This is a genomic window from Thermaerobacter sp. PB12/4term, from assembly GCF_003403315.2.
Lineage (GTDB): Bacteria > Bacillota > Sulfobacillia > Thermaerobacterales > Thermaerobacteraceae > Thermaerobacter.
In genome coordinates this window covers 2,249,396-2,261,799 of sequence record NZ_CP048407.1, presented here as the reverse complement: position 1 = coordinate 2,261,799, position 12,404 = coordinate 2,249,396, and the positions used below count along the sequence as shown (strand labels likewise).

The following is a 12,404-nucleotide window of genomic DNA, read 5'->3' as shown; positions in this document are numbered from 1 at the left end:
GCGTCGCCGCGGCCGGCTTGCAGGTTCCATTTCAGCACATTTGGCGGCCGGCGGCAACGACCCCCCGGCGGTGACCGGTCGCCCCGCCCGGGCGGACGAGACCCGCTACGCCGGGGGGACGATGCGCCGGTAGGCTGCCGGCGTGTGCCGGTGGAGCATCCGGAGGGCGACCCCGACGCCGGTGACCGCGCACGCGGCCAGCCCCGCCAGGACCAACGGGCCGCTTCCGGTGGGTTGCAGCACCAGGCTCGCCAGGGCCAGGGCGAGCATCCACCCGCTCCAGAGCAGGAAGATCGTCCAGGCGAACCGGCGCGGCATGACGTCCTCGAGCGGCGAACCCAATTCGGGTCGGGTGGCGTCCATCAGGAGCGAGGCCGCGTTCATCATGGCGAGGGTGCCCGGGACCTTGACGAGCATGCAGGCCCACGCCAGCGGATGCATGCCGGAACGCAGGCCCCACACTACCGCCACAGGCAGGGCGACGACCAGACCCATCGCCGTCTGGACGGCCAGCTTGGCGGCCACCTGGACCGAGGGAGCCACGGGCATGGCCAGGGACAGCCAGATCCGGCGGCCCTCGGCGCTGACGGTGGCGCGCGTCACCACCAAGGCTTGGGGCACGACGGTGGCCATGGCCACGGCCGCCAGCACCTGCCATGCGACGCCGGGGGTAAGCTCGCCGGACGGTCCCACCGCCCCCGCCGGCCCCGCCAGTTGCCGCAGTGACGGCCCGTCACCGGCCAGGCTTCCCCGGCCGATGACCAAGGGAAACAGGAGGGCGTTCACGACGAGGGCCAGCATCTCCTGGGGCCTCCGCCACACGGCTAGCTCCCGGGCCACCAGAGCGCGGAAGGCGCTGCGCCGCCGGCCGATCTCGGGGACGAACCGGCCGCCGATCCGCCCCGCCCTTTGCCCTGGGGCGACCGCGGCCCGGGGTGCGGTCAGGGCGGCGGCGAGGGCGCGGGGGAGGGCCACCCCTGCCACGAGGACGGCCACCAGCCCCGTGGCCAGGCTGGCGGCCGCCAGACCCGCGAGACCCGCGAGCGCCGCCGCCGGGCGATGCCCGTGCCCGGCGCGGGGGCCTGGGCCGCCCACGCCACGTGCGGCAGCCCGTAGGCGACAACCGCCTCCCAGCGCGCGGCGAGGGCATCCCAGGATGCCTGGGCCGCCGGCTCCAACCCGGAGGGGCCCCGGGATCGAAGGGGATCGGGGAGGAACAGCCCGACCTGCAGCACGGGTACGAGGATCACCAGGCCTGCCAGCCCCGCGACCACGGCCAGCGCGTCCCGCTGCCGGTGGGCGGGCACCAGCCGGGCGATGCCCAGCAGGACCAGGGCGGCCACGGCCAGCGGCGGGAGCGGCAAGAGCAGCAAGACCGGGACGGCAAGCGCCCAGGAGGCGGCGCCGAACCCCTGCGCCAGCGCCCCGGGGAGCACGGCGAACGCCAGGGGCGCCAGGGTCAGCCACTGCCCGATCAGGGAGACGAGCAGCTTGGATGCACCCAATACGCCCGGTGCCACGGGGAGCGCGGCCACCAGGGGAAGGTCGCGAAGCTGGAAGAACAGGCTTCCCAACCCCGACGATCCCGCGGCCAGGGCCGTGAGGGAAAGCAGGGCGAGCACCAGGGGCAGCCAGAGGCGGGCATGGCCCGTGGCGGCGAGGCCATGGTACACGTAGTTGCCGGCCAACCAGACGGTCGCCATGAGACCGAGGAAGCCTAGCACCGTGTTGAGAAGCCACCGACCGGACAGGTCGGGTGGTGGGAGAAAGAGCTGGCGGGCCTGGAGCCGCACCAGCGCCCGGAGCGCCCGCCCCGACCCGGGCGCCCACACCGCCTGCCGCCACCAGCGGGCCGTTCCCATCAGGGTTGCCCCCTGCCGGCGGGCCCGTCTCCGCCGTGCCCGCCCCGGCGCCCGTCCCCCGGCCCCGGGGCGGACGGGGACCCGTCCCCGGGTTCGGGGCCGACCGCCGGTGCGGCCGTCCCATCGCCGCCGCCCGTCTCCGACTCCCGGGTCAGAAGGAGGAACACGGCCTCCAGATCGGCCGTTCCCAGCGCCCCGGCCTGCCGGGGCGCCGCAGTCGTCCCCTCCATGGCCCCGGTGCGGGCCGGGGCCGTGGCGCCGGGGCCGGCGGCGGCGTCCCGGGGAGGGGCGGCGTCGCGGGGAGCGGCGGTGTGCCGGGGAGGGCCGGCGTCGCGGCGGGCCGGTTCGTCCCCCGGATCCCGCAGGAACCGGCGGCGCAGCGCGGCCGGTGAGCCCTCGGCCAGGAGCCGTCCCCGGTGCAGGATGGCCACCCGGTCGCAGAGCCGCTCGGCCACGTCCAGCAGGTGGGTGGTGAGCAAGACGGTCCCCCCGCGGGCGCGGCGTTCGGCCATCAGGTCCTTGAGGCCCCGCTGCGCGTCGGGGTCGAGACCGGTCATCGGCTCGTCGAGGATCCACACTGCCGGGTCGTGCAGCAGGGAACCCACGAGGAGCAGCCGCTGCCGCATGCCCGTGGAATAGCTGGCGATGGGGTCGCGGACCCAGCTCCCGATCCCCAGGCGGCGGCCCAGCTCCTCCATGCGCCGGGTCCGCTCGTCGTCCGGGACGCCGTACACGTCCGCGAGGAAGCGCAGGAACTCGGTCCCCTTCATCCGGTCGTACAGGGCGGCGCCGTCGGGCACCAGCCCGATGCGCCGCTTGGCATCCAGGGGCCGTTGGGCGAGGTTGATGCCGTCGACCCGGACGGTCCCGGCGTCGGGAGGCAGGATCCCCGCGATCACCCGCAGGGTGGTGGTCTTGCCGGCGCCGTTGGGGCCCAGCAGGCCGGTGATCCGGCCGGGTTCGACCCGCCAGGTGAGCTGGCGCACGGCCCAGGTGGTGCCGCCGTCGAAGCTCTTGCTGACGCCGTAGAGTTCGACACCGCGAGCGGCGGCCGGCGTTCCAGAGGGGATGACCATGACGGCCCTTCGTCCTCCTCGGACCTTGATCGGCGGGATCACGGCGATCGATCCGCCCCGGTTGGGCGCGACGTCCTGGGATCTGGTTCGTCTTTCCAGGTGGATGTTCCTACTCCCGGCGGCCCAGCCGATCCAGCCCTGGGCTCCAACCCGCGGGCCGATCCGTTTCAGGTGCGATCCATTCCAGGGGATCGTGTAAGGTGAAGACGGCACCCGGTGACGGCGTCCCCGTGGCCTCGACGCCGGACGCCAAGCGGCATCGCGATGCCGCAGACCGGAGCACCATCGCGGACACTGCAGACCGCAGCGACATCGCGGGCTGCCCGACCCCCCGAAAGGGGCGACCGGACCATGTTCGAACGCTACCGCACCATCATCGACGACTGGGAAGCTTTCCAGGCGGCTCTGGCCCGGCCCCAGCCGGCTACGCTCAGGGTCAACCGCCTCAAGGCGGATCCCGGCGCGCTGCGCGCCCGTCTGGAAGAACGCGGCTTCCGCCTCGAGCCCTACGACTGGTATCCGGATCTGTGGCGGGTGGTGGAGGAACCGTTCTCGCCCGCCCTGACCCTGGAGCACTGGCTGGGCTGGTTCTACCTCCAGGAGGCGGCGGCGGCCGTGCCTGTCCTGGCCCTGGACCCCCGGCCGGGGGAGGCGGTGCTGGATCTGAGCGCCGCACCGGGCGGCAAGTCGACCCAGATGGCCGAGCGCATGGACGGCCGGGGCATGGTGGTGGCCAACGACCCCGACCCGCGCCGCCTGGCGGCGCTGGCCCACAACCTCCAGCGCCTGGGGGTCACCATGGCCGTGGTGACCCGGGCCGACGGCCGCCAGTACCCCGGCGGGGTGGCCTTCGACCGGGTGCTGGTCGACGCCCCCTGCTCGGCCGAAGGCAACGCCCGGCGCAGCGCCCGGGCCCGGGAGGGGGCCGGCCGGCACCAGCGGCGCCGGCTGCCGGCCGTCCAGCAGGCCCTGCTCCGGCGGGGCCTGGCGCTGGCCCGGCCGGGTGGCGTGGTGGTGTATTCCACCTGCACCTTCGCGCCGGAGGAGAACGAGGCCGTGGTCGACCAGATCCTGCGGGAGGCGGAGGGGGCCGTGCGACTGGAGCCCCTGCCGCCGGGCCTGCCCGGAACGGCCGGGGTGACCGCCTGGGAGGGGCGGCGCTTCCGGCCCGAATTGGAGCTCTGCCGGCGGATCTACCCCCATCACCTGGACTCCGGCGGAATGTTCGTGGCCCGGCTGCGCAAGGAAGGTCCCGTCCCGTGGGAAGAACCCGGCGGCCCCGGGGCCGGCCCGCCGGGCGGTGCCGGCGCTGGTTCCGGCTCAGGCGGGGTGGGGTGGCTGGAGGCCAGCGCCAGCCTGCGGGAGCAGGTGGTGGCCTGGTGCCGGCAGGAGTTCGGCCTGGACGAGGGGGTGCTTGCCGGCCTTTACGCCTATGCCAGCGAGGGGCAGGGGATCTGGCTGGCGTCGCTGCCCCGCATTCCGGGCTGGGAGGAGCGGTGGTCGGTGGGGCTTCGGCTGGTCCGGGCCCACGGGGCCACCTGGAAGCCCACCAGCGTTGGCCTCGTGCAGTGGGGTTCAGCGGCCACGCGGAATGTGGTCGACCTGGAGCAGGACGCCTTGCGGGCGCTTCTGGAAGGCCGGCAGGTGACGCCGCCGCACGGAGCGCCGCTGGAGAGGCGGGGGTGGGTCGTCCTCCGTTACCGGGGCTACGCCGTGGGGTGCGGGTTCTGGGACGGCGAGCGCCTGCGCTCCGCGCTGCCCCAGGAACGGGCGGGGGAACTGCTCAGCATTCTGGCCCGCGAGGGTGCCGGAGCGGGGGAGCACCAGGGAGCGGGGAACGGACGGGGTCCGCGCTAAGTCAGGCGGGCGGGGCGAGCCAGGCGGGTGCGACAAGCCGGCCGGGTCCCTTCGCCCGCGGTGCCGGCCGGCCGGGTCTCCTGGCCCGTGGCGGCATGAATGCCTGGGTTGTGGGCGATGCCGGCGCCGCCAGCACCCCGGGCTCACCGCCCGCCCGTTCCACCGGCGACCCAGCGCCAGGCCACCAGGGTGCCGGCCAGCGCCAGGGCCAGGGCCACCAGCGGCACGCTGCCGAGCCCGGCCGCGTCGGCCACCAGCCCGCCCAGGGCCCCTCCCACCGATGCGGCCAGGGCCGCGCTTCCCTCGTAGACCCCCACACCCTCGCCCCGCCGCTCCGGGGGGATGGTCCGGCTGATGATGCCGGTGGCGCCGGTCGCGGTCAAAGGGTAAAGGGGAAGGGCAAAGGCCGCCACCGTGGCCAGCGGGGTGCGGAAGGCGGCGATCAAGCCGTACATCACCACATACCCGAGAATGCCCAGGGTGAAGACCCGCTGCGGTCCCCAGCGGTCGGCCAGCCGCCCCACCGGCGCCATGATGAGGATGCCCAGGGCGCTGGCGATCCCCAGGGCCCATCCCACCTGGCCGCTGCTTCCGTGCAGGTATTCGGTGAGATACGGCCCGAAGACGGCAAAGAACGCCTCGTTGCCCGCGGCGGTAAAGAGCACCGCCACGGCGATGGCCACCACCGCGGGGTAGCGCCACACCGGCCGCGCGGAGGCCGCCGGCGAGGGGAGCGGAGCCGGCAGCGGGGAAGGCGTGACGGTGCCGGCGCCCCGCAGCGGCCGGGAAGGCCGGCGCAGGTCGGCCGGGGACGAACCCGGCCCTTCCGGCCCGGCCTCGCCCGCGGCGAAGGCCAGGAGAGGCGCCTGGCCGCTGCCGCCGGTGACCGGCGCCGCTGCCGGGGCCCGGGAGGCCAGCCCGCTGACCACGGCCGCGGCCACCAGGGCCATCCCCGCGGCCAGCCAGTAGGACAGCTCGATCCCCGCCATGCCGGCCCGGCCGGCCAGCCAGCCGCTGCCGAAGCTGCCGGCTGCCCAGCCCACGGACCGGGCCCGGTAGAGGGCGGCCGCGGCCTCGCCTGGCCGGTCGGGATGGCGCAGGGTCAGCCAGGCGACGGACAGGGGCATCACGGCGGACAGGGAGGCGGTGGTGGCGACCAGAAGGGCAATGAACCCCGCCGACGACGGCACCAAGGGCAGCAGGGCCAGGGCCAGGGCGGCGCCCGCCAGTCCCAGGGCCACCAGCCGCGCGGGCCGGCCCGTCAGGTCCCCCCAGCGCCCCCAGCGCCCGGCCATCAAGAAGGTCGCCAGAGAGGCCAGGGCGAGGCCCGCGGCCGGTACCGAGAGGCGCGGTTCCCCCAGGGCCTGGCGCATGAACACCGGCGCGTAGGCGTAGACCGCCACGCCCCCCATCCCCTCCACCGCTGCGGCCAGCAGGAAAGGAAGGGGTGTGCCGGAGATCCACGACCCGGCTGATCCACGGGCTTGGGAACGGCGAGCCGGAACGGACATGGGGGACGGGAGAACGCCCTCCCACATACAAACGGATGTTCGCCATTTTAGCCCACAGGGAAGGGGCGGTCAAGAGGGGGACCGGCCGGGCCCGTTCGGACAACCTAGTGGGTCTCTCCTTTGCTTTTTGCCCGACAGGACCTACCGAGTCGCTTTTCGTCCAACAGCACCTACCGAAAACTTTGGTCAGTTCCGGTGTCCCCGTGCACCCGCGCCCCTTGATGCGGCGGCGTCATGGCCCGGCAGAGGGATCGACGTGCCTGCGCACCCGCTCGGCCGTGCGGGCCCGGGAACGCTGGCGGGCGGCCCGAAGGCGGGCCAGGCCGGCATCCTGCGCCGCGGCGGGTGCAGGAGACCCTTGAACGGGCTGGGCACCCGGAGCGCCTGAAGTCCCTGCGGTACCGGACCTTGCCGGGGTTCCTTCAGCCTGCCAAGCCGTTTGCGCCGCGGCTCCTGAAGCGGTGTGCGCCGCGGCAGACCGGCCTGGGGGGGCTGGTTCGTCCGGGGCAGGGGAGGAAAGGGTGACGGGCTCGATGGCCGCGTCTCCTGGCTGCTGCCCCGCCGCGCCGGCGGCGGGATGCCCTGCCAGGCTGCTTGCCGGGCCCGGCGGGTCTGCCCCAAGCTGGCGCAGGTCACGAGCCGCCTGCTGGGCCCGCCCTGGCCGCAGCAGGGTGGCCAGGGCGGCCGGGATCCTCCTGAAGCTTCCCCAGGTCCAGCCCAGGCGCCGGGCGGCCACGTCGGCCGGCAGCAGCACGGCGGCGGCCAGGAGAAGGTACGGCCACAAGAACCAGCGGCCCGGCGGCGCTGGGACGCCCTGGGGGTCCAGCGCGCTGCGAGGATCCCATGCCTCCAGCCGCACCGCCCGCCCCCCGGTGAGGCCGGCCAGGGTCTCCATCAAGACGGGGTCGCTTCCGGTCTGGAGGAACTCCGCCGGGTAGGGCACCGCCACGACGGTGCGCAGGGTGCCGGTTCCTCCCGCTGCCGGTTCCACCACCACCGGGTGGACACCGGGCTCCGGGGCAGGAAGCACGGCTTCCGAGCGGCCCGCCGCGACGGGGATCAGCAGCGCCTCCGCGTCCCCGAGGCGGACCTTGCCGCTCAAGGGCGGCGAGCCCTCCACCGTGACCGTCACCGTGCCGGCCGGCGTGGCCCGGGCCGCAACCTGCCAGGGGCCGCTGCCGCCCGCCGCTCCCTCCAACAGCCAGTCGGCGATGTTGGCCCACAGGCGGGCGAAGGGGCCCGTTCCCCCCGGTCCGGCGCCGCCGGTCCAGGCAGCGATGCCGGGCCCTGCCGTGGGTGCCGTCCAGGCCACCGCCCGGCCGAGACCGTAGAACCAGGCGCCCAGCACGGGATCGCCGGCCTCGCTGGCCAGGAGCACCTCCGCCCGGTCCCGGGGTGCGGTGAGCACATAGCCCCCCAGGGGCGGTAGCAAGGCCCCCGTTCCGGCCGGCGCCTGGGGCCCGCCGCCGGCCTCCCCGGGCGCCCCAGGACCTGCAGCCGCCTCAGGACCTCCCGGCGCCCCCGGACCGCCTTGCGACCCCGGATCTCCTGGAGCCGCAACCTGGGACGGCACCACCTCCTGCAGGATGGCCCCGGGTCCGCCCGGTGCCGGTGCCGCGGTGACCACCGGGCGAAAGGGTTCGTCGCGGATGAAGCGGCGGGAGGTCAGGGCGGTGTCCCGGGTCAGCAGGGTGGGCAACTGGCTGGGATCGGCGGCCTCGTACAGCGCCCCGCCCCCTTCCCGCGCCAGCTGGGCCAGGGTGTTCCGGTCCGCGTCCGGGCCGATGGCCACGGCGGAAAGGGTGACGCCCTGGCGGCGGAAGGCGCGGGCCAGGCCGGTCACGTCGAAGGGCTCCGAGACGCCGTCGGTCAGGGCAATGACGTGGCGCACGTCGGCCTGGACGCCCTCCATCAAGGGGAGGGCCGCTGCCAGGCCGCGGCCCAGGCTGGTCCCGCCCTCTGCTGCGGCGGGGAAGGCGCGGTCGACCTCGCCGGGGTCGCGGACCGGCTCCAGGGGCCGGGTGACGTAGGCCTGGCTGTCGAAGAGGACCACCGCCAGGCGGTCGGCCGGCGTCAGCAGCTGCGCCACCCGGCGGGCCGCCTCGACGGCCATCTGCAGCTTGAGCCCGGCCATGCTTCCGGAGCGGTCGATCACCAGGGCCAGGGCCACGGTGGGCAGGTTCTTCCGGTTCCGCAGGTCGCTGTGGACGGGCAGGGCACGCTCCACGGGGGTGCCGGTGTAGCCTCCGGGGCCGAAGGTGTCGGGCATCCCCGCCATCACCAGCCCTCCGCCCAGGTCCCGGACGAACCGCTCCAGGTCGGCCATGGCGGCCTCGCCCAGCTCGGGGGCGGGCACGTTGTCGAGGATGACCGCTCCGTAACGCCCCCACCCGGCCAGGTCCGACGGCCGCTGGGCCGGCCGGCGGCTTTCCACCGGGATTCCCTGGGCGGCCAGCAAGCGGGCCAGGGGAGGGTCGGGGTGGGGGCTCAAGACCAGCACAGGCCGGGCGCCTTCCACCTGGAGAACGGCAGTGAAGGCATCGTTGGCCGGCTCGGTGCTGGTGGAGGGCGGCACCGCCTCGATCACCGCCCGCAACGGCAGGGGACCCGGCCGCTCCGGGGTGACCGTCAGGACGAACCGGTTGTCCCCTGCGGCCAGCTGGACGGGGCGGCTGGCGACGGCCTGGTCGCCGGCCAGCAGATGCAGCCGGGCCGGTCCGGCCTGGTGGGCGCGAAGGGTGACCTGAACGGCCGCGGGCCGTCCCGGCCTGGCGGTGGCCGGGACGTCGAGCCCGGTGACGGCCAGGTCCGGCCGGGGGTCCGGGTTCACCACCACCGTGTCCAGGACGGCGCCGGCCGCCGCCAGGGCCCGGGCTTCGGCCACCGCGTCGCCCCGGGTCTGCTGCCCGTCGGAGATCAGCACCACCCGCCGCCGGTGATCGGAGGGCAGGCTGGCTGCCGCCAGCCGCAGGGCGGCGGCCAGGTCGGTGGCCTCCCGCTGGGCCGGGGCCGTCCAGGTCAGGGGAGGCTGGGGCACCGGGCCGGGGGAGCGCTCGACGGCCGGCTCCCCGCCGGCGGAAATCACCGCCACCTGCACCGGGTCGCCCCCCAGGCCGGTGCCGGAGTCGGCGGAAAGGAGGCCGTCGACGGCCCGGGTCACCTGATCCAGGACCGGTTCCATGCTGGCCGAGCGGTCGACCACCACGGCCACGGCCAGGCCGCGGGAGGGCAAGGGCAGGGACGGCCCGGCCAGGGCCAGGACGAGGCAGGCCATGGCCAGCGATCGCAGCAGCCGGCCGGGGCGCGGCGCCTGGAGCCGGAGGAGCGGCCCTCCAGCGGGGCGGGAGGCGATGGCCCGCCTCCGACGCCAGGGCCCGGTCCACCCCAGGGCCTGACCGGGCCACTGCAGGGCCGGACCGGGACAGCCGACGACCGCGGCCAGGGGCAACACGAGAAGCACCAGGATCCAGGGATGGTCAAAGCTCATGCCGCACCACCCACGTCCCGGCGGCCAGGCCCGCCAGGGCCAGCCAGACCGCCCACCGCCAGGCCGGATGACCGGCCAGGGGGCCGGGAGAGGGGAGTGCACCCGGGCCGGATGGGTCGTCCCCGGGTGCCGGGGCGGCCGCCTGGGTATCGCTTCCCTGCCGTCCTACCGCGGTGTCCGCCCCCCGGCCGGGCTGGGGTCGGGGGACGCGGCCCGTGCCCACCCGGGGTCCTTCGGCCACCGCCAGCGACTCCCCGGGGTCGGGCTGGACCCAGAGGGCCGCCTCCACGGTCGCCTCCGCCGCTTGATCGCCGCCGGAACCGCCGGTGGCGGGTGCCACCGGCCGGGCGGTGATGCGGTAGAGGCCGGGTTCGTCCAGCACGCCCGGGAGGACGGGCCGGCCGGAAGGGGACAGCACGGTCACCGCCGTGAGCCAGGGCGAAGGGGCCAGGGCCAGCACCTGGCCGGCCCGCTGGTGGGGCGGGGCACCCAGCCCGCCCGGCGCCAGGTCAGCCACCAGGGACTGGACCAGAAGCGGCCACGCCGGCCGGAGCAGCAGCGTCCCCTGGTAGGGATCGAAGCCCAGGACGGCCCGGCCGCCCCGGCCGGGGGCGGGGGGACGGTAGGTCGCGATGGGCCGGCCGTCGCCCAGCAGCAGCGGGACCTCCCCGGGTCCCCGCTCGCCCCGGGCCGGCTCGAGGGCCTGGGCGGAGAGGAGGGTCACCCCTTCCAGCGGCACCAGGCCAAGGAGCCGGGCGGCGTCGCCCCCCGGAGCCACCGTCAGCGAGCGGGGCTGGAAGGAGGGGCCCGGCGGGTCGATCCAGATCACGGGCAAGCTTTCGGGAAGACCGGGCGGCAGCGGCAGGCCCACCACCACCAGCAGATCCAGCCCGGCCACGGCCTCGAGGGGAAGGGCCGCAGCGGCTTCCGTGCCGGGCGCGGCACCTGCTGCGGCCCCGGGTTCGCTTCCTTCCGTACCCGCCGCCGGGCTGCCCTCGGGGGGCACGGGTGGCCCCGCGCCTCCGTTTCCGCCTGCACCCGCCGGGCCGCCCTCGGGGGGAACAGGTTGGCCCGCAGCGGAGCCTTCGCCGGAATGAGCGGGTTCGCCCCCGGCCGGCCGTGGCCCGGAAGGAGGAGGCCCTTCCCCGGTTCCGCCGGTTGTGCCCGTGCCCGGGGGGACGAGCCGGACCACCTGGGCGCCCGGTCGCAGTGCCAGGGCCCGGTGGATCAGGGCCGCCTCGCCCGGGGCCAGAAGGCCGATGTGCACCGTGGGCGAGGCTTCGGGGATCGCCCAGGCGACATCGTCGGTGGGGTAGGCATCGCCGGGAACCACGGCCACCCGGTAAAAGGGGGCGCCACCGGGGACGCTGAAGGTCACCTGCAGGGGCCGGCCGGGCTGCAAGGCGACGGTGCGCGGCGGGACGTCGCCGGACGAACCGGCCGCGGTGACGTGCTCCCCGGAGCCAGTGGAGGCTCCCGGGCCGGTCCGGCTGGCGCCGGGCCCGTCCGGCACGGTTCCGCTGGCGCCTGGCGAGCCCGGGCTGCTCCCGGTGTGGCCTGGCGAAGCCGAGCCGCCGGCGCCACCGCTTTGCGGGCCCGCGGCACCTTCGCGAGGATCTGGCCAGTCCGGGCTCCCCCCGCCGGCGCCTGGCGAGTCCGAGTCGCGGGGGGCCGGTTCGACCACCACCGTGACGGTGGCGGGCTGGCGGCCGTAGTGGACCAGGGTGACGGTGAGCTCGGTGCTGCCGGCAGGGTCTCGAGATGCCAGGCCGTTCCCCAGGTCGTTCCCGGGGCCGTTCCCCCGGCCCGGCCCCGGCAGGTGCACCGCCAGGATGGCCGTGTTTTCCACCGGCTCGCCGGTCACCACCACCTCCAGGGGATGCTGGGACGCCGGGGGAGGCTCTGCCAGCTCCCGGGCCAGGGCGGGGTCGGTGCCGTCGGTGACGACCCGCACGGGGCTGCCTTGAGGCAGAGCCCCCGCCGCCCCGTAGGCCAGGGCCAGGACCGTTCCCCAGTCGGTGGTGCCTCCCGCCGGGCCCGAGGGGGAGGCGGCCAGCCGGTCCAGGGCGGAGCCGATGTCCGCCGCCGTCGCTCCCGGCTCCGCCAGCCAGCCGGGTACCGGGCCGGCCCAGAGCAACGCGCCCCGAAACCCCGGGCCGGTGCGGCGGAGATCGTCGCGGAGGAGGGCGATGGCCTCCTGCCACCGCCCTTCGACGCCCATGCTGGCCGTGGCATCGAGGACCCAGACCACCCCGGGGGCCGGCACCGTGCCGCCCGGCAGGGCGGGCCGCGCCAGCGTCAGGGCCAGGGCCAGGGCGGCCAGAAGCTCAAGCCAGAGGGAGAGGCGGGACCGCAGCCGCTGCCAGGGCCGGCGGGCCACCTGATCCCGCACCACCTGCTGCCAGAGCAGGGTGGAAGGCACGGGCCGGATCCGGGGCCGGCGGCGCAGCATGTAAAGCAGCACGATGAGGCCAGCTCCCAGAAGGGCCAGAAAGGGCCCGAGCCAGCCCCAGCCCGTGGTGAGAAAGATGCTGCCGGCCGCACCCGGCACGGTTCACCGCCCTCCTGTTGCTGTGCCCGCTCCTCTTGCCGTGCCCGATCCTCGCCCTGG

At 75.8% G+C, this 12,404-nt stretch carries 7 protein-coding genes; 1 reads left to right on the top strand and 6 read right to left on the bottom strand.

Annotation, left to right across the window (positions count from 1 at the left end):
• Positions 1 to 105: 105 nt before the first annotated feature.
• The 3 genes from DYI95_RS09400 to DYI95_RS09390 are packed head-to-tail and all read right to left on the bottom strand — an operon-like array spanning position 106 to position 2,938.
• Positions 106 to 984, bottom strand: a complete 879-nt coding sequence (locus tag DYI95_RS09400) for a hypothetical protein (protein WP_147308092.1) — start codon at positions 982 to 984, stop codon at positions 106 to 108.
• Positions 942 to 1,862, bottom strand: a complete 921-nt coding sequence (locus DYI95_RS09395) for a hypothetical protein (RefSeq protein WP_147308093.1) — start codon at positions 1,860 to 1,862, stop codon at positions 942 to 944. Before DYI95_RS09395 ends, DYI95_RS09400 begins: the two co-directional genes overlap by 43 nt.
• Positions 1,862 to 2,938, bottom strand: a complete 1,077-nt coding sequence (locus tag DYI95_RS09390; protein WP_116900059.1) for an ABC transporter ATP-binding protein — start codon at positions 2,936 to 2,938, stop codon at positions 1,862 to 1,864. The genes DYI95_RS09395 and DYI95_RS09390 overlap by 1 nt, the downstream gene beginning before the upstream one ends.
• 351 nt (positions 2,939 to 3,289) lie before the next feature.
• Here DYI95_RS09390 and DYI95_RS09385 point away from each other — a divergent pair, with 351 nt between their 5' ends.
• Positions 3,290 to 4,795 (top strand): RsmB/NOP family class I SAM-dependent RNA methyltransferase, encoded by a 1,506-nt coding sequence (locus tag DYI95_RS09385; RefSeq protein WP_116900060.1) that lies wholly within the window; start codon positions 3,290 to 3,292, stop codon positions 4,793 to 4,795.
• A gap of 143 nt (positions 4,796 to 4,938) precedes the next feature.
• Here DYI95_RS09385 and DYI95_RS09380 read toward each other — a convergent pair whose 3' ends face one another.
• The 3 genes from DYI95_RS09380 to DYI95_RS09370 all read right to left on the bottom strand — a co-directional run bounded on the left by DYI95_RS09380 (position 4,939) and on the right by DYI95_RS09370 (position 12,344).
• A complete protein-coding gene (locus DYI95_RS09380; RefSeq protein WP_371731870.1) occupies positions 4,939 to 6,306 on the bottom strand; it encodes an MFS transporter in 1,368 nt (455 codons plus the stop codon).
• Between the two features lie 232 nt (positions 6,307 to 6,538).
• Complete coding sequence (locus tag DYI95_RS09375) at positions 6,539 to 9,793, bottom strand: VWA domain-containing protein (protein ID WP_116900061.1); 3,255 nt, start codon at positions 9,791 to 9,793, stop codon at positions 6,539 to 6,541.
• Positions 9,783 to 12,344 (bottom strand): BatA domain-containing protein, encoded by a 2,562-nt coding sequence (locus DYI95_RS09370; protein WP_116900062.1) that lies wholly within the window; start codon positions 12,342 to 12,344, stop codon positions 9,783 to 9,785. The genes DYI95_RS09375 and DYI95_RS09370 overlap by 11 nt, the downstream gene beginning before the upstream one ends.
• Between the last annotated feature and the right edge of the window lie 60 nt (positions 12,345 to 12,404).

What these genes read in the sequence shown, in the direction of transcription:
- DYI95_RS09395 (WP_147308093.1), bottom strand. Translation starts at nt 1,862, where the DNA reads ATGGGAACGGCCCGCTGGTGGCGGCAGGCGGTGTGGGCGCCCGGGTCG.
- DYI95_RS09390 (WP_116900059.1), bottom strand. Translation starts at nt 2,938, where the DNA reads ATGGTCATCCCCTCTGGAACGCCGGCCGCCGCTCGCGGTGTCGAACTC.
- DYI95_RS09385 (WP_116900060.1), top strand. Translation starts at nt 3,290, where the DNA reads ATGTTCGAACGCTACCGCACCATCATCGACGACTGGGAAGCTTTCCAG.
- DYI95_RS09380 (WP_371731870.1), bottom strand. Translation starts at nt 6,306, where the DNA reads ATGTCCGTTCCGGCTCGCCGTTCCCAAGCCCGTGGATCAGCCGGGTCG.
- DYI95_RS09375 (WP_116900061.1), bottom strand. Translation starts at nt 9,793, where the DNA reads ATGAGCTTTGACCATCCCTGGATCCTGGTGCTTCTCGTGTTGCCCCTG.